The organism is Paenibacillus sp. sgz302148, from assembly GCF_056120465.1.
The window spans coordinates 25,342-49,201 of record NZ_JBVYOJ010000007.1; the positions used below are offsets into that span (position 1 = coordinate 25,342).

General features: G+C 50.7%; 20 protein-coding genes. 17 read left to right on the forward strand and 3 right to left on the reverse strand.

Annotation, left to right across the window (positions count from 1 at the left end):
- Positions 1 to 13: 13 nt before the first annotated feature.
- Positions 14 to 889: an SMP-30/gluconolactonase/LRE family protein gene (locus AC0LWM_RS11785; RefSeq protein ID WP_474675138.1), complete on the reverse strand. Its 876-nt coding sequence runs from the start codon at positions 887 to 889 to the stop codon at positions 14 to 16.
- Between the two features lie 215 nt (positions 890 to 1,104).
- Between AC0LWM_RS11785 and AC0LWM_RS11790 the strand changes: the two genes are divergently transcribed.
- The 6 genes from AC0LWM_RS11790 (at position 1,105) to AC0LWM_RS11815 (ending at position 6,247) form a co-directional block, all read left to right on the forward strand.
- Positions 1,105 to 2,043, forward strand: coding sequence for a hypothetical protein (locus AC0LWM_RS11790; RefSeq protein WP_474675139.1), 939 nt, complete (start codon positions 1,105 to 1,107; stop codon positions 2,041 to 2,043).
- 90 nt (positions 2,044 to 2,133) lie between these two features.
- Complete coding sequence (locus tag AC0LWM_RS11795; protein ID WP_474675140.1) at positions 2,134 to 2,877, forward strand: DUF6612 family protein; 744 nt, start codon at positions 2,134 to 2,136, stop codon at positions 2,875 to 2,877.
- A 155-nt stretch (positions 2,878 to 3,032) separates the two neighbouring features.
- The gene (locus tag AC0LWM_RS11800) at positions 3,033 to 4,286 is read left to right on the forward strand and encodes an outer membrane protein assembly factor BamB family protein (RefSeq protein ID WP_474675141.1); all 1,254 of its coding nucleotides are present in this window, start codon (positions 3,033 to 3,035) and stop codon (positions 4,284 to 4,286) included.
- Between the two features lie 13 nt (positions 4,287 to 4,299).
- The gene (locus tag AC0LWM_RS11805; RefSeq protein WP_474675142.1) at positions 4,300 to 5,601 is read left to right on the forward strand and encodes a pyrimidine-nucleoside phosphorylase; all 1,302 of its coding nucleotides are present in this window, start codon (positions 4,300 to 4,302) and stop codon (positions 5,599 to 5,601) included.
- Between the two features lie 16 nt (positions 5,602 to 5,617).
- Positions 5,618 to 6,076 carry a cytidine deaminase gene (locus tag AC0LWM_RS11810; RefSeq protein WP_474675143.1) on the forward strand — a complete coding sequence of 153 codons (459 nt, stop codon included), beginning with the start codon at positions 5,618 to 5,620 and terminating at the stop codon, positions 6,074 to 6,076.
- A gap of 9 nt (positions 6,077 to 6,085) precedes the next feature.
- Positions 6,086 to 6,247 (forward strand): hypothetical protein, encoded by a 162-nt coding sequence (locus AC0LWM_RS11815; protein ID WP_474675144.1) that lies wholly within the window; start codon positions 6,086 to 6,088, stop codon positions 6,245 to 6,247.
- Here AC0LWM_RS11815 and AC0LWM_RS11820 read toward each other — a convergent pair.
- Together AC0LWM_RS11820 and AC0LWM_RS11825 are read right to left on the reverse strand one after the other, a co-directional pair.
- A complete protein-coding gene (locus AC0LWM_RS11820) occupies positions 6,237 to 6,371 on the reverse strand; it encodes a hypothetical protein (RefSeq protein ID WP_474675145.1) in 135 nt (44 codons plus the stop codon). The genes AC0LWM_RS11815 and AC0LWM_RS11820 overlap by 11 nt on opposite strands.
- Positions 6,355 to 7,791 carry a DUF4127 family protein gene (locus tag AC0LWM_RS11825; protein WP_474675146.1) on the reverse strand — a complete coding sequence of 479 codons (1,437 nt, stop codon included), beginning with the start codon at positions 7,789 to 7,791 and terminating at the stop codon, positions 6,355 to 6,357. The genes AC0LWM_RS11820 and AC0LWM_RS11825 overlap by 17 nt, the downstream gene beginning before the upstream one ends.
- A 176-nt stretch (positions 7,792 to 7,967) precedes the next feature.
- Between AC0LWM_RS11825 and AC0LWM_RS11830 the strand changes: the two genes are divergently transcribed.
- The 11 genes from AC0LWM_RS11830 to AC0LWM_RS11880 all read left to right on the forward strand — a co-directional run bounded on the left by AC0LWM_RS11830 (position 7,968) and on the right by AC0LWM_RS11880 (position 23,856).
- Complete coding sequence (locus tag AC0LWM_RS11830; RefSeq protein ID WP_474675147.1) at positions 7,968 to 8,684, forward strand: N-acetylmannosamine-6-phosphate 2-epimerase; 717 nt, start codon at positions 7,968 to 7,970, stop codon at positions 8,682 to 8,684.
- A 90-nt stretch (positions 8,685 to 8,774) separates the two neighbouring features.
- Positions 8,775 to 9,857, forward strand: coding sequence for a DUF4855 domain-containing protein (locus AC0LWM_RS11835; RefSeq protein ID WP_474675148.1), 1,083 nt, complete (start codon positions 8,775 to 8,777; stop codon positions 9,855 to 9,857).
- A 122-nt stretch (positions 9,858 to 9,979) separates the two neighbouring features.
- Positions 9,980 to 11,380, forward strand: a complete 1,401-nt coding sequence (locus AC0LWM_RS11840; protein ID WP_474675149.1) for an ABC transporter substrate-binding protein — start codon at positions 9,980 to 9,982, stop codon at positions 11,378 to 11,380.
- Positions 11,381 to 11,552: 172 nt separating this feature from the next.
- Complete coding sequence (locus tag AC0LWM_RS11845) at positions 11,553 to 14,447, forward strand: extracellular solute-binding protein (protein ID WP_474675150.1); 2,895 nt, start codon at positions 11,553 to 11,555, stop codon at positions 14,445 to 14,447.
- 96 nt (positions 14,448 to 14,543) lie between these two features.
- Positions 14,544 to 15,416, forward strand: a complete 873-nt coding sequence (locus AC0LWM_RS11850) for a carbohydrate ABC transporter permease (protein ID WP_474675402.1) — start codon at positions 14,544 to 14,546, stop codon at positions 15,414 to 15,416.
- A gap of 1 nt (position 15,417) precedes the next feature.
- Complete coding sequence (locus tag AC0LWM_RS11855; RefSeq protein ID WP_474675403.1) at positions 15,418 to 16,290, forward strand: carbohydrate ABC transporter permease; 873 nt, start codon at positions 15,418 to 15,420, stop codon at positions 16,288 to 16,290.
- A gap of 19 nt (positions 16,291 to 16,309) precedes the next feature.
- Positions 16,310 to 18,370, forward strand: coding sequence for a YIP1 family protein (locus AC0LWM_RS11860; RefSeq protein WP_474675151.1), 2,061 nt, complete (start codon positions 16,310 to 16,312; stop codon positions 18,368 to 18,370).
- Positions 18,371 to 18,374: 4 nt separating this feature from the next.
- Positions 18,375 to 20,921, forward strand: coding sequence for a DUF5696 domain-containing protein (locus AC0LWM_RS11865; protein WP_474675152.1), 2,547 nt, complete (start codon positions 18,375 to 18,377; stop codon positions 20,919 to 20,921).
- A gap of 5 nt (positions 20,922 to 20,926) precedes the next feature.
- Positions 20,927 to 21,835: a carbohydrate ABC transporter permease gene (locus AC0LWM_RS11870; RefSeq protein WP_474675153.1), complete on the forward strand. Its 909-nt coding sequence runs from the start codon at positions 20,927 to 20,929 to the stop codon at positions 21,833 to 21,835.
- An 18-nt stretch (positions 21,836 to 21,853) separates the two neighbouring features.
- Complete coding sequence (locus tag AC0LWM_RS11875) at positions 21,854 to 22,837, forward strand: carbohydrate ABC transporter permease (RefSeq protein ID WP_474675154.1); 984 nt, start codon at positions 21,854 to 21,856, stop codon at positions 22,835 to 22,837.
- Between the two features lie 38 nt (positions 22,838 to 22,875).
- Positions 22,876 to 23,856, forward strand: a complete 981-nt coding sequence (locus AC0LWM_RS11880; RefSeq protein WP_474675155.1) for a carbohydrate ABC transporter permease — start codon at positions 22,876 to 22,878, stop codon at positions 23,854 to 23,856.
- Positions 23,857 to 23,860 lie beyond the last annotated feature (4 nt).

Genomic DNA, 23,860 nt, shown 5'->3' on the forward strand with positions numbered 1-23,860 from the left:
CATGCATAATCGTTTATCCGCCAAACGCGTAGGTCGGGACGCCTCTGACGTTTGTTTTTACGGAGAACAACCCACCCGCAAGCGGCTGTTCGGCCAGCTTTTCTTCCGAAATTCCGACTCTTGCCGAAGTAATATACAGATCTTCTAAGTCTGCACCGCCGAATACGCAGGAAGAAGAGCGGGCGGCAGGCACGTCGACCGTTGCGAGCAGCTCTCCGGTCTCGGGATTCCAGCGTTTCACGCTGTATCCGTCCCACAAGGCGACCCAGATCATGCCTTCTTCATCCGAGGTCATCCCGTCAGGATACACCTCGGTGTCGGTCAAATCAACGACGACCCGCGGGTTGCTCATCGAGCCGGTGGATAAGTCATAATCATACGCTTTAACTAATTTCGTGCTAGAGTCGATATAATACATAACCGTGTTGTCCGCATTCCATGCGATGCCGTTCGAAACGGTGATGTTGTCCAGCACTTTGCGGATCGTGAGATCGGTGTCCAGACAATACAGCGCACCGGAAGGCTCCGATTCGTCAAGCGACATCGTACCTGCCCAGAAGCGTCCGGCCGCATCGCATTTGCCGTCATTAAACCGGTTGCGAGGCTTGTCCGCTTCCGGATCGCCGATAAAGGTCAGTTCTTGGCTCGCAAAATCATACGTATAAAAACCGTTTTGCAGCGCCATCACAACGCCACCCGACCTGCGAGGTGCCACCGCGCCGATCCGTTGCCCAACGTCGACGGTTGAATTTTCGTTTGTGGCCGGGTTGTAAGTATGCAGCTTTTGACCGTTGATATCGGCCCAATACAGGACTTGATGGCGATCGTCCCAGCTCGGACCTTCGCCAAGATTCGCTTTTTGATCAACGACCAGTTTCACTGGATTCATTTGCGAAACCCCCAATGTTCGTAAGAATGGTTATTCATCCCAACATCCATTATACATGATGTTATTTTTATACGAAACAAATCGCGGTGAACCGCGTCTATTATGGTAATGAAAACCATATCAAAAAGACGGCTCGATCGGCATAATTGTGAAACGGATTCGGAATGACGCCGTATTACGGAATATATGATGACGAGGTTGTAGGGAGTGGGGACATGGACCGGTGGTTTCAGGATGAGCTATTGCGCCTGAAGGAGATGGAGCGTAATAAGATGAAGTGGGAGCTTCGGCTGGAGGAGCTGGAGAAGGAGCTTGCCGCGGCCGAACGCAGCGCCGATGAGCTAGAGGAGAGGCTACGATCCGAAGAACACGACGTGGCGCAGCTGCAAGGGTTATCGATCGCGAATTTGTTTTACACGATGATCGGAAGCAAATCGGAGAAATTGAAAGAGGAAAACGAAGAAGCGTTGGCCGCAAAGCTGCGATACGACGAGGCGGTCGCGGCAAAGCACAATCTAAAGCTGGAAATCGAGAAATACAAGGTAAAGCTGGGCGATGTGATCAACGTCGATATGGAATACGAGCGGTTTCTCAAGGCGAAGGAAAGCTACATCCAGCGTCATGATGCGGCAACGAGCCAACAGCTGCAGGCTTTATCCGAGCAAAAGGCGTCCGCTGCCATCCTGCGTAAAGAATTGAAGGAAGCGTTCGAGGCGGGTGATGTCGTTTTGGAGGCGCTTGAACAAGCGGAGCAATATTTGCAATCGGCCAAAAACTGGGGCACCTACGATATGCTCGGCGGCGGTTTCATCTCCACGATGATCAAGCACGACCGGATCGACGATGCGAAGGAACAAATTCATAAAGTTCAGCATTACTTGCGACAGTTCGCCAGAGAATTGAAGGATGTACAGATGGCGGTTTCGGTAGATTTTGAAATCGGCGGATTTTTAAAATTTTCGGACTTTTTCTTCGATGGCCTCATTGCCGACTGGATGGTGCAAGGCAAAATCACGAATTCGCTGGAGCAGGTCGTATCGAAAAGAAAAGAAATCGACACGATGGTGGAACGGCTGAGCCAGGAACTGAATAACGTAGAAAATCGGCTTGGCGATCTGGATCGGCAATACAAATCACTCATCGAAGGCGCGTAAGGTATAAACCTCTAGATTCGCCTCTTTGTCGGAGGAGGCTTTCTATGTCCATAGATTTACATAATATCAAAAGAGGATGGATGTTGGATCATGAAAAAAATGATGCGGAAATTAGCAACAACAGGCTTGGCATTAACGATTAGCGTAGGTTCCATCGGGATCGGCGCAAGCGCGGTATCCGCGGCGGAAGCGAAGAAACCGGCGGCAACGGCGCCTTCGTCGACCGCGGTGGCTGCATATGACAAACTGATGACGGCTTTTGCCAAAGTCAACAGCTATTCCTACACGGCTAAATCGACGATCACGGCAGCCGGGCAAAAAACGGTGATGACGATGGAAGGCGATATGATCATCAAGCCGAAGGAAGCTTTTTCGATGAAAACGACGGTACAGGTCGGCAAGGAGACCGTATCTACCGAAGTGGTTCAAGTGGGCGACAAAATGTATATGAAGATGCCGGGCCAAGATTGGATCGTTGCACCGGCCGGCACGATCGAAAGTGCAGCGCAATCCGGATCGGAGGATATCTTCAACAAGCAATTCAAACAGGTTATCGACAAAACGGAAGTAAAGAAAAACGGGACCGATCAGGAAATTACGATCACGATCAATCCGGCCAAATACAACAAATTGTTCTTGGCGGGAGCCGAGGATACAGTAACCAAAAAGCTGCAGATGAAGTTTACGGTAGATACAAAAACGTCGCTTCCTAAAAAAATGAACATGATTTCCGAGATGACCGCGATGGGCCAAACGATGAAAACCGAAATGACTTATAACTATACTTCTTACAATAAAGTGAAAGAAATCAAAGCGCCGAAGGTAGCGAAATAATAGTAAAAAGCAAATGGTTGAGCAGATGGAATACGCTGCCCAGCCATTTTTTTAATCGATAGCCATATCAACTAAGCCTAACTGATGATTTCAATCGAATCGGTTAAGATGGTATAATGTGTAAAGTACTTATTGTAGATCAATGGAGATGTTACATGAGAGCGAAATGGGTTATTACGGCAACGATCGCGTCGTTGCTACTCGGAATGGGAGTGAATTCGCCGGTTGAAGCAAGCACGGTGAAGGCTTCGATGTACCAAATTCCTTCGAACCGGGCGGATTTAACGAAGGAGTACAATTTTACCGGGATGCCGGTCAGCTTGCGAGGCAGCGACAAGTTCCAAATCGACTGGCAGGTCCGTATTTCGGATCCGATCGGCATGGTTGTCGGAGATGACGGAACCATTTACGTCACCAATCAAAATAAAATTATTGCGGTCAATGCAAAAGGCAAAAAGCTGTGGGAACATTCGTATGCCGAGCCGGGTTGGTATAGTTTAATCTTGGGCGCAGATGGGACGATTTTTACCTATAAAAGCGCGGGTTATTCCTTTATGGAGGATAATAAGCCAGGAAAGGTATTGGCGTTTGATTCGAAAGGCGAATTGAAATGGCAGTATTCGTTTACGGAACATAAGGATATCTTCTTTTCGTTTGCGGTTGGCGACGACCGAGGAAATTTAATTACGCTCGCGGAAGACGGGATTATTTCGATCGCTCCGGGCGGCAAGATCAACTGGATCAACCGCGATATTTTAATGATGGAACAAGAACCCGGATTCACTTTATCGTTTCCGAATGTCCTTCGAATGATGGCCGATAAAGCAGGGCATATTTTTGTAGGGACAAGCGATATGTTATATGCATTGGATCGGAATGGAAAAATCAAGTGGCAGCGTGAGCTCGATCAAACGCGGTTTTGGAATCTCTATTCGGCGGACAACGGAAACGATGTCGCGGCGGTGTTTGGCAACCGCATCGTCGTCCTGGACGGCGAAACCGGCGCTGCGTTACCTGATCAAGATTGGCGACAGGTGCTTCGGAAAAGCGATTTTGCGGGTGACGGCAAAGGCGGTTTTTACACCATGAACGAAGTGAAAGGCAGCTTTGACGGTATCGCCAAAACGGACAAAAGCGGGATAAAGCTATGGCAGTACAAGATTCGTTTTCCAGGATACCGGGAAGCGTACAGCTTGCAGTCCGATCAGGCGGGCAACGTATATTTTCTGGACAATGGAGGGTCGGTCTATTCGCTCGATCCGGATGGAAATGAGCGATTCATCCTCATCGTCCGCGGAAATTACGGGCATCTCGTCGTTGGAGCGGATCAAGCCGTTTATACGGCCAACGAAAAGATCGGGTTAGTCCGAATTTCGCCGGTCAGCCGTGCGGGAAAAATTGCAAAATAAAGGGTGATGCCGAATGAGGATGGTTGACGTCATTGAGAAAAAACGCAACGGCGGGGAGCTGTCGCGGGAGGAAATTTATTTTGCCGTGCTTGGATATACACGCGGTGAAATTCCCGATTACCAGATGTCGGCTTGGGCGATGGCGGTCTATTTTCAAGGCATGACGCCGGAGGAGCGGGCACAGCTGACGATGGCGATGGTCGAATCGGGAGAAACGATCGACTTGTCCGGCATTTCGGGGATCAAAGTGGACAAGCACAGCACGGGCGGTGTCGGCGATAAAACAACGCTGATCGTTGCGCCGATGGTCGCCGCGCTCGGGGTACCGGTGGCGAAGATGTCGGGTCGGGGCTTAGGCCACACGGGCGGAACCGTCGATAAGTTAGAGTCGATTCCCGGATTCCATGTCGAAATCGAAAACAAGCGCTTTCTCGAATTGGTCAATACGAACCGGATTGCCGTCGTCGGGCAAAGCGGCAATTTAACGCCGGCGGACAAGAAGCTGTATGCGCTTCGCGACGTGACGGCGACGGTGGAGTCGATCCCGCTGATCGCAAGCTCGATCATGAGCAAGAAGATCGCCTCCGGCGCGGATGCGATCGTGCTTGACGTCAAGACCGGCGCGGGCGCGTTCATGAAGAAGCTGGACGATGCCCGGGAGCTGGCGCGCACGATGGTCGACATCGGCAACCGGGTCGGCCGCCGCACGATCGCCGTCATCTCCGACATGAGCCAGCCGCTTGGGCTCACCGTCGGCAATGCGCTGGAGGTGCGCGAAGCGATCGACACGCTGCGCGGCGCCGGACCGCGCGATCTGCGCGAGCTGTGCCTGACGCTAGGCAGCCACATGGCGCTGCTCGCCGGACGAGCGAGCAGCTTGCCCGAGGCGCGCGGCATGCTCGAGGCGGCCGTCGCAAGCGGCGAAGCGCTCGCGACGTTCCGCGCCTTCGTGGCCGCGCAAGGCGGCGACGCCGCCGTCGTCGACGCGCCGGAGCGGCTGCCGCAGGCGCGCTTCGCCATCGACGTGCCGGCGCCCGAGGGCGGCTACGTCAGCGGCATCGTCGCCGACCGCATCGGCACGGCGGCGATGCTGCTCGGCGCAGGCCGAGCGACCAAGGAATCGTCGATCGACCTGGCCGTCGGCCTCGAGCTGCGCGCGAAGGTCGGCGACCGCGTCGCCAAAGGCGAGCCGCTGCTGACGTTGTACAGCAACCGCGACAGCGTCGACGACGTCACGGCGATCGTCCGCGCCGCGTACACGCTGTCGCCGAAGCCGGTGGAGCCACCGCCGCTTATTTACGAGCAAATTCAATAAGGGGAGTGCATGGCTGATGAATCCGAACGACGATGCAGATCGTGCGAACAATAACGCGAATAAAGTGGAGTTCGACGAACAGCAATTAATCGAAGACGCCAAACGAGGACGGGAAAGGGCATATGTCCCTTATTCGCGGTTTAATGTCGGCGCCGCACTCCTGGGACGCAGCGGCAAAGTGTATCTCGGCTGCAATATCGAAAACGCCGCTTATTCCATGTGCAACTGCGCCGAACGGACCGCGCTGTTCAAGGCGTATTCCGAAGGCGAATCGGAGTTCGCCGCGCTTGCGGTCGTTGCCGATACGGCAAGACCGGTTCCGCCCTGCGGGGCTTGCCGCCAAGTCATATCCGAGCTGTGCAGCCCGGACATGATCGTGGTGATGACGAATCTGAATGGCGACGTGCAGCGTATTACGGTCAGAGACTTGCTGCCTGGCGCATTTTCGCCGGAAGATTTGGCGAGCACGACGTAGTTGGGGGTCGTGCGGCTCAAACGTTCGGCGGACATCATGCAGCGCCGCGAAGCGCGCAAGGGCCTGAGCCTGATGCGTAGCCGGACAAGGCAATTCCCCGAGTATCCGCGCAAAAACGCCGCGATCACGAAGCAACAGCTTCATGATCGCGGCGTTTGTTTTAACCGGTAATCTCGACTTGCAAGCCAACCTCGAACATCCTTCTCCACGGCATCCGCACATTGCGAAGGGCAATCCGTTCCGGCCCGAAGTCCTGCAGGTACGTATGAATGAATGCGTTAAGTTTCGTTTCCACGAGATCGACAACCTGATCGTAGGCCATCGAAACGTCGAAATTTGGCGCCAAGCTCCGGCAAATGCTGTTCGAGCACGTTTCGTCTGACGATCGCTTGATAGCCCCAATCCTCGACGAGCCGCTCCAGCAGAAATTCCCGGCTGCGCTGACGGCGTTCCGCGTTGTCCAGTTCCGGCCTTTGGAAGTAATACGATTCGATGATCGCGTGCGCGATGACGGTGCCAAGCGTATTGCCCGACGTGTTCCAGCCGGCATAAGCCGATAACCGAGGCAGCAGCCCTTTCTTCGAAAGCAGACGCATCAGCGATTGATCGCTGCCGTTCAGCGTGGATACGTCGGCCAGGGCGACCATCTTGCCTTTGGCTGCATAGTGATCGAGGACGCTGGCGAACTCGCGCAGGTTCACTTCCGAGAAGTACGAGCGGTGCCGGTCTCGCAGCGGTCCCGAGGAATCGGCCACGTCGTATTGTCCGGCCGCCGGCGAATTGACCATCAGCACGAAGTCCGCTTCGGACGACGAATCGCCGATGACGGCGCCGGCTGCCGTGACGTGCGATTTGATGCTTTCGTGCAGGCTGCGGTCTTCGAGACACGGAATGATGGCAGGACCACGTGTCGACGAATACCGGAGGAATAGCTCCGGACGGTATTGGTGCGTCTCGCAGAAAACGCGGGCCATCAGCGTGCAGCCGATCTCGTCTGCGCCTGGATAAATATGTACGCGATCGAGCACGTTCAACTCGTCGGCCAGGAACAGCACCTTGCGCTGCTCCGCCGCGGTAAAGCCGTATTCGGCGTTGTCGTCGAGCGGAATGACCAGCACGTCGAGGATGCCTTCATCTACTAGCCGCACGCCGCATTCGTTGACGTATGCGTTTACACTCCGGCGATGCAGATGTTCTTCCAGCACTTCGGCTGGTATAATCGACTGAAGACTTTCCCATTCCGCCTGATCCTCAGGCGTCAGCTGCTCGCGCTCCCGCTTGTCGCTTAACCAGGAGTAGCGGTAAATATGTATGCCATGGTCGTTGTAATAAGCAGGTTCCTCGTCGTCGCTATTGTATGAAGGCGTTCTCATAATCAGATTAAAAGCATAGATTGATAGCTCAGGATGTTGTTCCTTCAACTCTCGCAACACATTTAACCGCGCGCTGCATTCTTCTTTCGTCAGATGGTGCAGCCGCGAAGGAACGATGCCGCCGTACACGAGCATATCGATGGAAACGATCAATTTGTCCGTAGCTTCAGTTTGATCCCTAAGCCATGCCTTAAGCCCTTGGCAATCGGCGGGTTTCTTCTTGTCGCCGAGCAAATTCAGCGGCGGCACTTTCAGCGGCAAGCTGGCCAGATGCGCGAGCTGCGTCGGATATTGCAGGTTGCAGGGGCGTTCGTCTAATGGAAGATAGATGATCGAACTCATAGGAATCCCTCCGTTTTTATAGTTCTGTAACAAATCGTAACTATTATAGCATAGTGAAAAAGGAGAATAAATCTAATTTATTTTTAAAAAATAGAAAAAATATCTTTTATTTTGATCGATCCGGTGTTATGATGATCTCGAGGACGGATAACAAGGAATATAGAGGAGCGGATAAGATGAAGCACGCACTCATCGACAAGATCAAGAACGGGTGCGTCGTATCGTGCCAAGCACTTGAGCATGAGCCGCTATTCGGCTCCGAGATTATGGGGGCGATGGCCACGGCTGCCGAAGAAGGCGGGGCCGTAGCGATTCGCGCGAATACCCCCAAAGATGTCGAAGAGATAAAGAAAAGATGCTCATTGCCAGTCATTGGCTTATACAAACGCAACTACCCGAACTGTGATGTGTATATCACGCCAACATTGCAGGAAGTCGAAGACATCGTGTCCGCGGGAGCAGATTTTGTCGCTGTGGATGCCACCCGTCTGCAAAGACCGAACGGACTTTATTTTGATGATTATTATGAACAGATTCGGCAGCGGTTTCCTTCGACTCTTATTGTAGCAGACATTTCTACCTTTGACGAAGGTGTACGAGCGATGGATCTGGGCGCGGATATCGTATCGACAACGATGTCCGGATATACGCCGTATAGTCTGCAACAAGCAGGTCCAGACATTGAGCTGGTCCGGCAATTGGCTTCATTAAGAAGAACTCCTGTTTTGGCCGAAGGCCGAATTTGGACGGTGGAAGAATGCCTGCGCTGTTTCGAGGCCGGCGCTCACGCCGTTGTCATCGGTACGGCGATAACACGCCCGCAAGAAATTACGAAGCGATTCGTAGAGGCGATCCAACAAAAGCAACAGCAAGTTCCGAACAAAGCCATGTAATATCACGGATCAAAAAGCACGTGGAAATTTGACTTTCGCCTAGTAGGTTGCATGCCATTTTCATCACACTATGAGAAGGTGATATGGATTATGTCAAATTTAAACATGGAACATACGGAAGAAGGGCTCGGGCAGTTCATGCATCCGGGCGTACATACGGATGGCATCCGAAATCTTATTTTATTCTATAACGGGCATTATGAAAGCAACGCTGGCGTATGGAAGAAAGAAACGTTTATTCCTTACGTCAGCTACGTTGACGAAGAACTGAAACCTAAGGAATGGCTTTTCGACGGCGGTTTGTTTCTGGCCAAATGGTCCAATAAATTCCATGGATACGAGGAATCCGAGCATCCTACCGATTTGGAGGATTGGCTCTGGTACTTAGACAAATCGTTCGCGGAAGACGGCGATTTATCCGAATTGAATCGCGCGATTATCGAAGTTGGGGAAGCGCTGGGAGATCAAGATTACAAGATGAAAGTGGTCTTGATGATCCCTTATCCCGCTCCGAATCAAGCGGAATTCGGCGAAGTGAACGGCGAGTCCTTAATTTTCGATCATTCCGTCGTCAATCCGGATGCAGCGCATGCGAATAAAAAGAAAGCGCTTCGATGGTACATCGATGAGCTAATGAAACGCTGGAATGAAGCCGCTTACAGCCGCTTATCTTTATCGGGACTCTATTGGATGAATGAAACGGTTAACCAATCCGTTCCGCATGAAGAAGAATTAATACAACATACCTCATCCATGGTTCACGAGTTACATTTAAAATTTTTCTGGATTCCGTACTTTAATGCGTCCCTGTTCTGGAAGTGGAAAGAGCTTGGGTTTGATGCCGCCGTATTGCAGCCGAATCACTTTTTTACGGCAACGGATGCATCGCGCATCGAAGAAACAGCCGCATTAGCTAGTAAGTCCGGAATGGGCGTGGAGATGGAAGTGGATTACCGGGTTTTTGAATCCGACGGGTCATACCGTCAGAAATATATCAATTATTTGGATGGCGGAGTCAGCTACGGTTTTGCTGGAAACGTATTCAGAGGATATTACCAAGACGTTAAACTGTTAGCATCCGCCGCAGCAAGCAACGATCCGGCCAAGAGAGAAATTTATGACTGGACCTGCAGGTTCATTCAAGGCACTTACGAAAAAGCCGGAACCGATTAAGGGAGTACACGAATCTGTTTTGAATATTTTAAGGGGGTGTTATATGTAAGCTGGCTTATTCTTCATGAAGTATTAGATTTCTGGATTGATTGTTACATCAATTAATTGGGAGGGTTCGTTTTATGAAGAAGATGAAAGCGATTGCATTACTTCTGGTAGCCTTTACACTCATTTTTGTTGCCGCTTGCTCCAGCTCAACCGATACGCCGAAGAGCGGTGAAAACGCACAAACAGAAAAGCCTGACGATACGAAAGAAGAACCGAAGGAAGAGCCTAAAGAAGAACCGAAGCAAGAACCGGAACCGCCTGCGATCGACATGAAAGGCGAAACGATGACGATTCTGACGTGGGTTAAAGAAGACGTGCCTACGGATGCAACTGATGAGGGTCAAGCGAGACTGGATAAAATTAAAGAGGTTGAACAGAAATACAATGTCAAAATCAAATGGGAAGTTGTACCTTGGGGTCAACCGAATGAAATGATCCTGAAAGCCGGTCTTTCCGGTGATCCGGTTGCAGACATCACATTGATGGACTTGTACTTCTCTTATCCGTTGATCAACCAAGGGCTGCTGCGTCCAGTCGACGAATTCTTCGACTTCAATGATCCGAAATGGCCGAAAGGCATTCAAGATTGGGGTAAAATCAACGGCAAAATGTATGGCTTCAAAGAATACACCAACGTCGGCGTAGGCATTTATTACAATAAGACGTTGTTCAAACGCGAAGGCTTGCCGGATTTGCACGAGCTTGAGCAAAGCGGACAATGGACATGGGATAAATTCCTCGAAATCGCTAAGAAGGCAACCAAGGATACAAATGGCGACGGCACGATCGATCAATGGGGCTTAACAAACCATGCCCCGATCCTAGCCCGCTTGCTTGCATCGTCCAACGGCGCTAAAATTATCGACTACGTTGACGGCAAATATAAGTTCGATGGCGATGATCCAAAGCTGCTTGAAGCGCTTCATTTCGTGGACGATTTGTATAACAAGAGCAAGGTGGCCGCACCGAACAAGGGCGATTTCAACGACCACGCCGAATCGCAAAAAATCTTCAGCAGCGGCAAGGCTGCAATGGTGTCAGGCGAGCTATGGGAAGGCAAAGAACGGAAAGATATGACGGACGAACAAGGTTTTGTTTCGTTCCCTAAAGGTCCAAGCGCGGGCGATAATTATCATAACGCAAATGAAAACTTCACGATGTATTATATGCCGACCAACGCGAAGCATCCGAAAGAAACGGCGCAAATTTGGCAGGAACTGATTCTGTGGGATAAGCTTGATCAAAACAAACGCGCATTATTCGAAGAGCAGAAGGTCGCCGACGTGGCAGATGTTGACAGCATGATGAAAGCAACAGAGACAGTCTCGAAGATCTACTTCCCTGGAAACGGAACATTCGGTGACGTCGTTTGGGGTATTACGAATAAAGGCCTCAATCCGGAATCCGAGCTCGAAAAGGTAAAACAAAACATTCAGTCTCAAATCGATCAAGCTCTCAATACAGCTGCTAAGTAGCGACACATTGATTCCAGCGGGGGGTCCGACATCCGACTTGTTCGGAGCCCCCTTTCTAATTCATGACACAACGCACAAGCGGAAGTTTTGAAGACAAGACGTCGTAAGACGTTTTTCTATTTTATAGTATATGAGTATCTTTTGCTATTTTTCGAGGGAATGGGGGGTTCGCGTGCATTACATATTGCGCTTCAGAAAACAGATTGCAGTCGGCCTTAGTCTTGTTTGCCTATTGACTTCATTTGCCTTGTTTCCTGCAAATCGTACGTTCGGCGATGAGAACGGATCGAAGCAAGGATTGGAAACGAATGCGAATGCGTTGGGGGCGGCTGATCCATCTTCGCTTCTTCGCTATGAACAGTATATTGCCCGATACTCGAATGCGCCTCGCCCCGATACCTCCGCCATCGTGGAAGCCGAATCGTTCGCCGGGACCGAAGGGATGACCGCGACGGTTCTTGATTCCTACGAGAACGCCTCAAGTCCGGTCGTTCGGACCGAAGACAGCGGTTCGATCTATTGGAACGTGGATGTTGCCGAGGAAGGATTGTACCATATCGGGATTCGCTATTTTCCGGTAGAAGGGAACAGCTCCCCGATCGAGCGTGAAGTGCAAATCGACGGTCAGGCTCCGTTCGAGGAAGCGAGGCGGCTCGTATTTTCGCGGGTATGGCGCAATGAACTGTCCAAGGTCGAGCAGGACAACAATGGAAACGATTTACGGCCGAGGCAGGTAGAGGAGCCGGAATGGCAAGAAACGGTGCTGAAAGATTCCGAAGGGTATTATCGCGATTCGTTTTCGTTTTATTTGACGAAGGGCAGCCATAAGATTGCACTCGTATCGCTTCGCGAGCCGATGATCATCGATTCGCTGAAGCTGTTTCAGGAAGAGAAGATTCCGACTTACGACGAAGTGAAGAAACAATATGAAACGAATCAATGGAAAGAAACTAAAGATATTCTCATCAAGATTCAAGGGGAAGACGCAACTGCCAAATCGAACCCGTCCCTCTACCCGCTAAACGATCGGTCGAGTCCGGCGACGGAGCCTTATCACGTTTCTAAGATCCGAATGAACACGATCGGCGGCGCGAACTGGAAAATCCCCGGCCAATGGCTGAACTTTAAAGTTGATATTCCGGAGGACGGATTATACCATATCGGATTTCGTTATAAGCAGAACATGGCAAGAGGCATCAACGTGACACGCAAATTGTTTATCGACGGCAAAGTGCCTTTCGAGGATGCGGAAACGGTTGCATTCCCGTATGACGGCGCATGGCAAATCGGACTTGCCGGGCAAAAAAACGACGATACGGAACCCGATTTGTTCTATCTGTCCAAAGGCCAGCACGATATCAAGCTTGAAGTTACGATGGGTGAGTTGGCCGACATCATTCGGTTCGTTCGATCCAGCATTCAACAGTTGAATTCGCTTTACTTGAAGATCGTCATGATCACGGGTACATCACCGGACGAGTTACGCGACTACCAATTGGAGAAGCGGATTCCCGATTTGAAGCAGCAGTTAATTCAGCATAGCAAAGATTTGAACAAAGCGGCGGAAATGATGGATAGTCTCGTCGGCGGGAAAAGCGAAAATGCGACGATTCTTCGCACGACCGCTTATCAGCTCGATGACCTCGGCAACAACCCGCATACGATCGCGGAGCGGCTAAGCAAGTTCAAGGATAATGTTAGTTCGCTCGGCGCATGGCTGCTGACCGTCAACCAACAGCCGCTGGAGCTCGATTATATGTTTATCAAATCGCCGAACGTCGAGTCGCCTGACGCCAATGTCGGATTTTTCAGCAGATTGTTCCATGAGCTCGCTTCCTTCTGGTACTCGTTCTCGGAGGAGTACAACAACATTGGGAACAGCAATGCTGACGGTGACAAAATCACGGTATGGATCGCCGGCGGCCGTGATCAGGCGCAGCTGCTGCGCTCAATGATCGATTCCACGTTTACGCCGGAAACCGGCATTCACGTCAATTTACAGCTTGTCAATGCGAACGTCGTTTTACCTGCGACATTGGCAGGGAAAGGACCTGAAGTAGCCATCTCCAACGGAGACGTTGTCAATTTTGCAATGCGAAACGCATTGGTTGATCTTTCGCAAATGCCGAATTTCGATAAAGTGAAGCAGCGGTTCAAGGATAGCGCTTTCGCTTCATTCAAGTTTAACGGCGGCGTATATGCGATACCGGAGACGCAATCGTTTCCGATGATGTTTTATCGCAAAGATATATTGAATCAACTTGGCCTGAAAGTTCCTGAAACATGGGAAGATCTGTATCACATTATTCCGGAGCTGCAGAAGCACAAGATGGAAATCGGCATGGCGGCTACGCCGGTATTCGAAATGATGTTGTACCAGAACGGCGGCCAATATTACGAAGGCGACGGCATTGCAACGGCGCTCGACACCAAGGTCGGAATCGAGTCGTTCCGCAAATGGACCGAGCTGTATACGAACTACAAGCTGCCGCTCGAGTACAACTTTCTGAACCGATTCCGTACGGGGGAAATGCCGATTGGCATCGACAATTACACGTTATTCAACTCCATGACGATATTCGCCCCAGAAATTCGCGGCCAATGGGGATTCGTTCCTGTTCCGGGCACACGCGGGGCGGATGGGACGATTCATCGGGAGGCAATATCGACCGCATCCGGAACCGTCATGTTTAAAAACGCTAAGAACAAGGAAGCGGCGTGGAAATTTATCGATTGGTGGACCGATACAAATGCGCAGCTGACATTCGGAAGAGAAATGGAAGCGATTCTCGGGGAGTCTGCTCGTTATGCCGCAGCTAACGTTGAAACACTAAGCCGACTGCCTTGGGCAGCTAGAGATTACGCTCAACTCGCGGAAGAAATGAAATGGGTTGTCGGCGCGCCGGACGTCCCGGGCGGATATTCCTTGTCGCGTCATCTACAGAACGCTTTTTATGAAGTTTACCGGGATGGCAGGGAAGCGAAGGAAACAATCGAAAACTACGTCCGCACGATAAATGAAGAGATAACCATCAAGCGGAAGGAATTTGATTTACCGACAAAATAGAAGGGAGGGCTCCGTATTTTACCGATTAGTAAAAAGGTTGCCGATGCCAAGCTAAACGGAATGTTCCGTATGCGATTGAACCAAACGTTAAACGCCATGAAGAAGAACAAGGTCGTTTATGTCATGCTCGCTCCGTATTTTCTCATCTTTATTACGTTTACGGTCGTTCCGGTATTTCTATCGCTGCTCGTCAGCTTTACCGATTTTAACATGTTGGAGTTCCCTCATTGGGTCGGGCTGCAAAACTATGCTCGTTTGTTCGTTCGCGACGACGTCTTCCTGATCGCCTTGAAGAACACGTTGCTCTTCGCCGCGATTACCGGCCCGATCAGTTACATCGCTTGTTTCGTGCTCGCCTGGATCATCAACGAAATGTCGCCGAAAATGCGGGCATTTGCCACGCTTGTCTTTTACGCTCCGGCGTTATCGGGCAACGCCTACATCGTCTGGACGTTGATGTTCAGCGGCGACTCCTATGGATACGTCAATTCGTTCCTGATCAAATGGCGGTTTATTTTGGAGCCGATCATTTGGCTGAAAGATACAAAATACATTATGCCGATTATCATCATCGTCCAGCTGTGGCTCAGTCTCGGCACAAGTTTCCTGGCCTTCATCGCCGGACTTCAGAGTATGGACAAAACGCTGTACGAAGCAGGCGCGATCGACGGCATCCGCAACCGTTGGCAGGAGCTGTGGTTTATTACGCTCCCTTCGATGCGGCCGATGCTCATGTTCGGCGCGGTCATGCAGATCACGGCCTCGTTCGCCGTGTCCGAGGTAGCGACGACACTCGCCGGATTTCCGAGCATATCGTATGCAGGCCATACGATCGTGACCCACCTGATGGACTACGGCACGATTCGATTCGAGATGGGCTACGCTTCGTCGATTGCAACCGTGCTCTTCGCGATCATGCTGATCTCCAACCTCGTCGTTCAGAAATTGCTCAGGAAGGTCGGTGAATAGCATGAAGCTGCTCGCGCTGCGGAAACGCAGAATCAACCGATCTTTTATGGGCGATGCGATGCTCATCCTTGTTCTGGCGGCAATCGGATCTTTCATGGCGCTCCCGCTTATATTCGTCATCAACAACGCGTTTAAGCCAATTGACGAACTGTTGCAGTTTCCGCCGAAATTCTGGGTGAAGAATCCCACCCTCAGCAACTTTACCGACCTATATTACTTGCTGTCGGGTACTTGGGTACCGTTCTCTCGGTATCTGTTCAACACGTTTTTTGTTGCGATCATCGGCACCACAGGCCATGTGCTTATCGCTTCCTTGGCGGCTTACCCGTTAGCCAAGAAGAAGTTCCCGGGCAAGCTGATCCTGTTCACGATGGTCATGCTCTCGCTTATGTTCTCCGCTACGGTAACGCAGGTGACGAACTACATGACGATGTCGTGGCTTGGCATGGTCGATACATATATGGCGATCATCATACCCGCCATTGGCTCTTCCTTGGGACTTTACTTGATGAAGCAATACATGGAAGTTATTCCGGACGCGCTGCTGGAGGCGGCGCAAATCGACGGCTGCGGCGAATTCCGCATCTTCTGGAGCATCGTTATGCCTGTCGTCAAGCCCGCCTGGCTTACGCTGATCATTTTTTCGTTCCAAGGATTGTGGAGCGCCGGTGGGGCGGCAGGTTCGATGTTCATTTACAGCGAACAGCTGAAATCGATCGATTATGCCTTAAGCCAAATTCTGGCCGGCGGCATTATTCGTACCGGACCTTCGATGGCGGCGACATTACTGATGATTTCGGTGCCGATTACGATATTTGTCTTGTCGCAAAGCAAAGTCATCCAGACGATGTCCACATCCGGCATGAAAGATTGATTGGAAGGAGAAGCCTATCGTGAAAAAAACATGGAAGTCCCTTATGCTTTTCCTGCTCCTGTCGATTGCATTCGGATCCGCAAATACGGCGTTAGCCGCACCTTATGAAGGGTACAACTACTCGTACTGGAGCGAAACGAAACCGGCGCCGCTTCCGTATTTGCCGGCAAGGCAAGTCGACGGGGTGCAATTGAATATCGGGTCCTTTAACGCGCCCGAGGATATTTTCGTGACGAAGGACAATTTCGTTTACGTGGTGGACACAGGGAATAACCGGATCGTCTGTCTCGATTCCAAATTTAACGTCATTCGAACGATCAGCAAGTTCAGCAACAAGGGCAAAGAAGATTCGCTAAACGGCCCGCAAGGGATGTTTATCGATAAAAATAATCATATCTACATTGCCGACACGGGAAACAAACGAATAATCGTCCTACAGCTTGACGGGACATTCATTCGCGAAATCGGCGAGCCGAAATCGGATACGCTGCGAAGCAATTTCAAATATACGCCGTCCAAAATCGTCGTAGATACGGCCGGCCGTATTTATGTCGTCGGCAAAGGCGTGTTCGACGGCATTATGGAATTCGATTCCGGCGGCAATTTCACCGGGTTCATCGGCGTCAATAAAGTCCATATCAGCCCGATCGATCTCTTCTGGAAGCGAATTTCGACGCAAGCCCAGAAGGACCAAATGAATTTGACCGTTCCGATCGAATTCAGTAACGCCGATATCGATGCCGACGGCTTCATCTATGCCACGGTCGCGGAAGAGTTTTCCGATACCCCGATTCGGCGTCTGAATCCTTCGGGGGCGGACGTATTGAAACGGGAAGGTTATTTCCCGCCGAAGGGCGACATCCGGTTCACATTCGCGGGGACACGCCGCGGACCGTCGATGATTATTAGCGTCGCGGTAGATCAGCACGGCATGTACAGCATTCTCGACAGCAAGCGCGGCCGCATCTTTACGTACGATCGCGACGGCAAGCTGCTGTATCAGTTCGGCCATCTCGGCGAACAAGTCGGCAACTTCAAAAATCCGACCGAAATCGATATGCTTGGAGATCAAATATTAGTTCTGGATAAAGGGCTTAACCAATTCGTCGTTTTTCAGCCGACCCGTTACGGGGAAACGATTCGCACCGCGGTCATCGAAAGCGATCTCGGCGACGAGCAGAAAGCAACCGCCGCTTGGTTCGAGGCGAAGAGCCTGAACAACAATCTGGAGATCGCTTATCTAGGCGTCGGGAAAGCGGAGCTGCGCAACGGGGATAACGTTGCGGCGATGGCGGACTTCGAGCTGGGCATGCACCGCGACTATTATTCCAGAGCCTTCGAACGTTACCGCAAAGATTTTATGTGGAGTCATTTCACGACGATATCGCTTGTCGCGTTGGCCGTCGTCGTCGCTTTGTTCGCCTTGTTCCGTTTCGTTCGGGCGAGAGGCGGGGAGCCGGGCGCGTTAAGAACGGCATGGGGGACGATTTTCCATCCGTTCAATGGCTTCTGGGACGTAAAGTATGAGAAGAAGGGAAAGCTGTCGCTTGCCTTGCTCATCTTGATCGTCTTGTGTATTTTGTATATTTTGAAGCAGCAGTTGTCCGGATTTATATTTAACCCAAGCGTCAATCTGGAGGTTAACAGCCTGGATGAAGTGAAATTTATCGTCCTGCCGTTTTTCCTTTGGTGCATCGCCAACTGGTCGCTTACAACATTGATGGACGGCGAAGGCAAGTTCAAGGAAATTATCATTGCCACGTCGTATGCGTTAATTCCACTTGTGCTCGTGCAAGTTCCTCTGATCGTGTTGTCCAACATTTTTACGATCAAGGAAGCGTCCTTTTACAATTTGATCGAAAGCATCGCATTTATTTGGGTAGGCTGGTTAATCTTTGTCGGCATGCAGACCGTGCATCAATATTCCGTTTCGAAAACGATCTTTACGATGCTGCTCACAATGGTCGTGATCGGGATATTCCTATTCCTCGGCTTGCTATTCTTCAGCCTGCTGCAGCAAATGATTTCGTTCGGCTCGACGATATACAAAGAGATTATATTCCGGATCGGGGAGGGATGACGCTATGACTCGTAACAAAAAACGCAAATTTATAGTTTCATTCCTGATGCTGGTCGCCGCAGTCGTCGTCGTGATGCTGTTTATTAACAATTTGGGGCTCAGTCCGTCGGCTGCCCCGGCCTTTGTCCCGGTTAGCGACAAAATGTCCGGCCTGAAAGTAACGACCGGCAATCTGTCCGCAACAACGGATGCACGGCTTCCGGGAATGCAAGCGCTTATGGAAAACGAGAAGCTGCTATTTTTCATGAACCGCGATACGGCCGAGTTTGCGATTCTGGATAAACGGAACGGCCAAATCTGGCATTCCAACCCGCAAGACCGTGATCAGGACAAAATCGCCGCGGCGCAAATCAAAGGGAAGCTGGCTTCGCAGCTCTCGCTCGTTTACTTATTGCCGAACGGGAATACGAAGGATTACGACAGCTTCAACGACAGCGTGGTCTACAAGCAATTCGAGGTTCAGCAAACCGAGGATAGCGTTGTCGTCACCTTCCACTTCGGTAATCCGGAGAAGGGCGTCGAGGTACTTCCAGAAAAGATTAGTAAAGAAAGGTTCGAGGAAAAGCTGCTGAGCAAGCTGGAAGGCGATGAGAAGAGCAAGGTTAAAAGCCGATATAAGCTGGTTGATTCCTTGAATCTGTACGAGCGCCGGGAAATCCCTAAATCTGCGTTAAAGCAGTTAATCCAGCTGTTCGAAAAAGCCGGCTACACGGAAGAGGATCTCGCGATCGACAATAAAGAGAACGGCGTCGCAGGCAGCGGCAGCGGCAATGCGAAGTTCACGATGAGCTTGAAGTATACGTTGGACGGCGAAAGCCTGGTCGCTTCGGTCGATACGACGAAGCTCGAGGAGAACGCGCCATACCGGATTCAAACGATCAGCCTGCTCGAAAATTTCGGCGCGGCAGGTCCTCGGGATGAAGGATACATGCTGCTGCCCGACGGTTCGGGTTCCCTCGTCTATTTGAACAACGGCAGAAAACTGGCGCAGCCGATTCAAGTTCCGCTATACGGAGAAGATCAGGCCATTGCGAAGCAGTTGAAGCAAACTTCGTATGAAACGTCGCGTTTGCCGGTATTCGGCATCAAGAACGGCGACCGCGCCATGTTCTCGATTATCGAAGAAGGCGATGCGCTCGCCAAAATTTCCGCGGATATTAGCGGCAGACAGAACGAATACAATCAGATCAACGGTTTGTTTACGATTGTGCCTAGCGACAGCGTTAAGCTGTCCAATGAAGAACAGATGATTAAATCGCCAAAGCAGCGTTATATGGGACCACTCCAGGTCCGCTATTCGTTCCTGTACGGCGACAAGGCGAATTATTCCGGCATGGCGGAGCTTTACCGGAATTATCTGGCGAGCCGTTATGGCATGAAGAAGATAGCCCATGAAGGGGACACGCCGTTTTATCTCGAATTGACCGGCAGCGTCACGAAGCAGAAAAATTTTGTCGGCGTACCGTACGAAGCGCTCATCCCGCTAAGTGATTTCGAGGGAACGAACAAGCTGCTGGACGATCTGAACAAAGACAAGATCAGCAATATTCAGTTGAACTATAAAGGCTGGTTTAATGACGGCCTGCGACACGACATTCCGACCGGCGTGAGTCTGGATGGCGTATTGGGGAGCAAAAGCGATTGGCTTGCCTTAACCGAGCGATTAAATAAAACCGGCGGACAACTGTACCCTGATGTCGCCTTTCAACGCGTATACGGTGGCCGGTTCAATCCGTCGAAGGACTCGGTGCAACAGCTTTCTCGGAAGAATACGGCGATCTATCGCTACGATCCGGCCATGTATGTGAAGGACTACGAGCGATTTTCCCACTATGCCTTATCGCCAAACGTGCTTGGCACTGTCGTTGAAGATTTTCTGGATTCGTATGCCAAATATAATCCCGGCGCGGTTTCGCTCCGCGATCTGGCTGAAGATCTTTCGTCCGATTTCCGCAACGGCGAGGAAGTCACCCGTGAGGACGCTAAACGGATCGTTCGGGACCAATTCAAGCGAATCCAAGAGCAAGCGAATAATGTCATGGTCAGCGGCGGCAACGAATATGCGCTGCCTTATGCCAAACATGTGCTAGGTGCACCGCAAATCAGCAACGAGTTCCAACTGGCTAACGAATCTATCCCGTTCTACGAGATGGTTCTGCATGGCTATGTTGAATATGCGGGCAAGCCGTTTAATCTCCAGGATGACCAGGGCCTAAGAAGAAACGTGCTGAAATCGCTGGAAACCGGCTCTAACGTATATTACAGCTGGGTTATCTCGGGTGCGGAGCTGCTGAAAAACACGAAGTTCGATGACTTATATTCAAACCAATACACGTACTGGTACAAAGACGCCATTGAGGCATATCGGGAAGTGAACGGCGTGCTTAAGCAAGTGAAAGGGCAAACGATTTCCTCGCATCAGAAATTGGCGGAAGGCGTATATCGCACGACATTCGAGAACGGAAAGACGATTTATGTCAATTACAGCAAAGAATCGGCCACCGTTGACGGGATTACGATCGAAGCTGAAAACTACAAGGTGGAAGGGTGAAACGAATGGCCACAAAACGCACGGTAAGTTTGGAGCGGAAAAAAGAGCTGTTTGGGTTTTTATTCATCTCCCCATGGTTTCTTGGTTTCGTTCTGCTGATGGCCGTCCCGCTGTTTCAATCGATCCGGTTCAGCTTCAGCAAGCTGACGATCGAGGTCGATGGCTACAAGCTGCAATTTATCGGCTGGGAAAACTATAATAACGTATTTTTCATCGATCCTTGGTTTAACCGGATTATGACCGAGGCGATTATGGAGATGGTGCTTAACGTCCCGCTGATCATCTTCTTCAGTTTATTCACCGCGGCTCTGCTGACGCAGAAGTTCAGAGGAAGAATGATCGCAAGGGCGATCATCTTCCTTCCCGTCGTGCTTGCTTCCGGCATTATAAACGACCTCAGCAGCGGAAACGGCAGTTTCCTGGCGCAAATGATGGGTGGCGCAAGCATGGACGTGGAAAGCAACTTCGGGGGAATGAAAAGCATCGAGCTTGAGCCGTTATTGATCGAGGCGGGGCTAAGCATTGATATCGTTCATTATTTGACCGGGGCCGTCGATCGCATTTACCAAATCATCAGCTCGTCCGGCGTACAAATTCTTATTTTCTTGGCCGGCTTGCAATCGATATCGCCTTCGCTTTACGAAGCGGCCAAGATGGAAGGCGCAACCGGCTACGAAGCGTTCTGGAAAATTACGTTTCCGCTGATGACGCCGCTCATCTTGACGAATACGATTTATTCCATCGTCGATTCGTTCTATAACAACAAAGTGACAGGGTACATGCAAAGCATTGCGTTCACGAATTTGAATTTTGGTCTTAGCTCGGCGATGTCCTGGATCTATTTCATCGTCGTTTCCATTATCCTTGCGGTATCGACCTATGTATTATCCAAGCGGGTATTTTATCATGACTAGGACGGGGAGGGGAAGCCAATGAAGACGGATGTTAAATCCGCCGGACGGAATGCGGCTCTTTACGTGGGCAAATGGTATGAAGAGAACAGTCCGGTTGAACAGGCGAAGCATTGGTTATGGCTAATAGTCCGCACCGTGCTAGTTCTCGGAATTTGTTTTATCATCCTCTATCCGATTATGTCCAAAGTATCGATCGCGTTCAAAGATAAAATCGATATTTTCGACTCCTCGGTCATCTTCGTCCCGCGTAATTGGACGCTGGATAATTTCATCTATGTAATCGATAAACTCGATTATTACAAAGCAATCACGAACACGCTTATTCTAAGCTCGGGTGCGGCTATATTACAGCTTATTTCATGCGCGCTCGCCGGTTATGGATTTGCACGATTAAAGTTTAGGGGAAGCAGCATATTTTTTGGGCTTGTCATCTTTACGATCGTCATACCGCCGCAAACGATTATGGCTTCCACTTATTTGCATTTTCGTTTCTTCGACGTATTTGGCATTATCAATCTGTTGTTCGGGACGAGAGGCATTAATTTGCTCGAAAGCTATTGGCCGACCTTTATATCATCCGCGCTAGCGATGGGGATGAAAAACGGTCTCTACATCTTTATATTCCGCCAATTTTTCCGCAACCTTCCGAAAGAATTGGAGGAAGCGGCTTATGTCGACGGCGCGGGCATTCTGAAATCGTTCGCCCGGGTCATGCTGCCGAATGCGGTTCCGGCTATTGTTACCGTTCTGTTATTCTCGTTCGTCTGGCAATGGAACGACAGCTATTTCGTCAACATCTTCATGTCCAATTCGACGACGCTGTCTAGGATGCTGGCCATGCTGCCGTCATTCGTCCGTCCGGAATATGTCGGCGGCCTTTCCTATGCTTCCATGCTGCTGAATACCGGCATCGTCCTGGCGATCGCGCCGATATTCCTGTTGTATTTATTCGCACAAAAATATTTCGTCGAAAGCGTCGAGCGGACGGGTGTCGTCGGATAACGTATCCTTCCGGACACGCCGTCCAGAGGAGGATAGCTATGAAAAACGGTCTTGGTATAGAGGAAAAGGTGTCTACGGCGCTTTCGAGCTGGGGCGAACGCCACAGCCCGGTAGATAGGGCGAAAGAATGGCTGTGGGTAATTACCCGAGCCGTACTGGTCATCGGCATCTGTTTTATCGTGCTGTATCCGCTTCTGCTGAAGCTGTCGATCGCTTTCAAAGCGCGCGAAGACGTATTCGATTCTTCGGTCGTCTGGATCCCGCGGCATTTTACGCTGGACAATATTAAAATTTCGCTGAACCTGCTTCAATATGTTGAGGCCGCTACCAATACGTTCATCTTAAGCGCCGGCGCCACGATCCTGCAGCTGATCTCCTGCGCGCTGGCCGGCTACGGGTTCGCCCGGCTGAAATTCAGAGGAAGGAGCCTATTCTTTGCGATTGTCGTATTTACGATTGTGATCCCGCCGCAAACGATCATGGCGCCGACGTATTTGCACTACCGATTCTTTGACGTATTCGGTTTGTACCAATTGTTTACCGGGCAACACGGTGTAAACTTGCTGGAAACGTTCTGGCCCTTCTTCCTATCGTCGGCACTGGCGATGGGGATGAAAAACGGATTGTACATTTTTATATTCAGGCAATTTTTCCGCGCGCTGCCGAAGGAATTGGAAGAAGCGGCCTACGTTGATGGGGCGGGTATCTTGAAAACATTTTTCCGAGTGATTCTGCCCTGTACGATTCCTGCTGTCGTTACGGTCGTGTTATTTTCGTTCGTATGGCAATGGAATGACAGTTACTTTACGAACTTGTATATGGCGAACTCGACGACGCTGTCGAAAATGCTGAGCATTCTCATTCCGTCCATCCGAAGCGGAGTAACGATCGAGATGTCTTACATTTCCATATTGGTCCAAACTGCGACACTGCTTGCGATCGCGCCGATCATCGTTCTATATATGTTCGCACAAAGGTTTTTTGTCGAGAGCGTGGAACGGACGGGTATCGTCGGTTAATCGA

What these genes read in the sequence shown, in the direction of transcription:
- AC0LWM_RS11800 (WP_474675141.1), top strand. Translation starts at nt 3,033, where the DNA reads ATGAGAGCGAAATGGGTTATTACGGCAACGATCGCGTCGTTGCTACTC.
- AC0LWM_RS11790 (WP_474675139.1), top strand. Translation starts at nt 1,105, where the DNA reads ATGGACCGGTGGTTTCAGGATGAGCTATTGCGCCTGAAGGAGATGGAG.
- AC0LWM_RS11875 (WP_474675154.1), top strand. Translation starts at nt 21,854, where the DNA reads ATGAAGACGGATGTTAAATCCGCCGGACGGAATGCGGCTCTTTACGTG.
- AC0LWM_RS11865 (WP_474675152.1), top strand. Translation starts at nt 18,375, where the DNA reads ATGACTCGTAACAAAAAACGCAAATTTATAGTTTCATTCCTGATGCTG.
- AC0LWM_RS11830 (WP_474675147.1), top strand. Translation starts at nt 7,968, where the DNA reads ATGAAGCACGCACTCATCGACAAGATCAAGAACGGGTGCGTCGTATCG.
- AC0LWM_RS11840 (WP_474675149.1), top strand. Translation starts at nt 9,980, where the DNA reads ATGAAGAAGATGAAAGCGATTGCATTACTTCTGGTAGCCTTTACACTC.
- AC0LWM_RS11835 (WP_474675148.1), top strand. Translation starts at nt 8,775, where the DNA reads ATGTCAAATTTAAACATGGAACATACGGAAGAAGGGCTCGGGCAGTTC.
- AC0LWM_RS11795 (WP_474675140.1), top strand. Translation starts at nt 2,134, where the DNA reads ATGAAAAAAATGATGCGGAAATTAGCAACAACAGGCTTGGCATTAACG.
- AC0LWM_RS11825 (WP_474675146.1), bottom strand. Translation starts at nt 7,791, where the DNA reads ATGAGTTCGATCATCTATCTTCCATTAGACGAACGCCCCTGCAACCTG.
- AC0LWM_RS11810 (WP_474675143.1), top strand. Translation starts at nt 5,618, where the DNA reads ATGAATCCGAACGACGATGCAGATCGTGCGAACAATAACGCGAATAAA.
- AC0LWM_RS11785 (WP_474675138.1), bottom strand. Translation starts at nt 889, where the DNA reads ATGAATCCAGTGAAACTGGTCGTTGATCAAAAAGCGAATCTTGGCGAA.
- AC0LWM_RS11880 (WP_474675155.1), top strand. Translation starts at nt 22,876, where the DNA reads ATGAAAAACGGTCTTGGTATAGAGGAAAAGGTGTCTACGGCGCTTTCG.
- AC0LWM_RS11870 (WP_474675153.1), top strand. Translation starts at nt 20,927, where the DNA reads ATGGCCACAAAACGCACGGTAAGTTTGGAGCGGAAAAAAGAGCTGTTT.
- AC0LWM_RS11850 (WP_474675402.1), top strand. Translation starts at nt 14,544, where the DNA reads ATGAAGAAGAACAAGGTCGTTTATGTCATGCTCGCTCCGTATTTTCTC.
- AC0LWM_RS11855 (WP_474675403.1), top strand. Translation starts at nt 15,418, where the DNA reads ATGAAGCTGCTCGCGCTGCGGAAACGCAGAATCAACCGATCTTTTATG.
- AC0LWM_RS11805 (WP_474675142.1), top strand. Translation starts at nt 4,300, where the DNA reads ATGAGGATGGTTGACGTCATTGAGAAAAAACGCAACGGCGGGGAGCTG.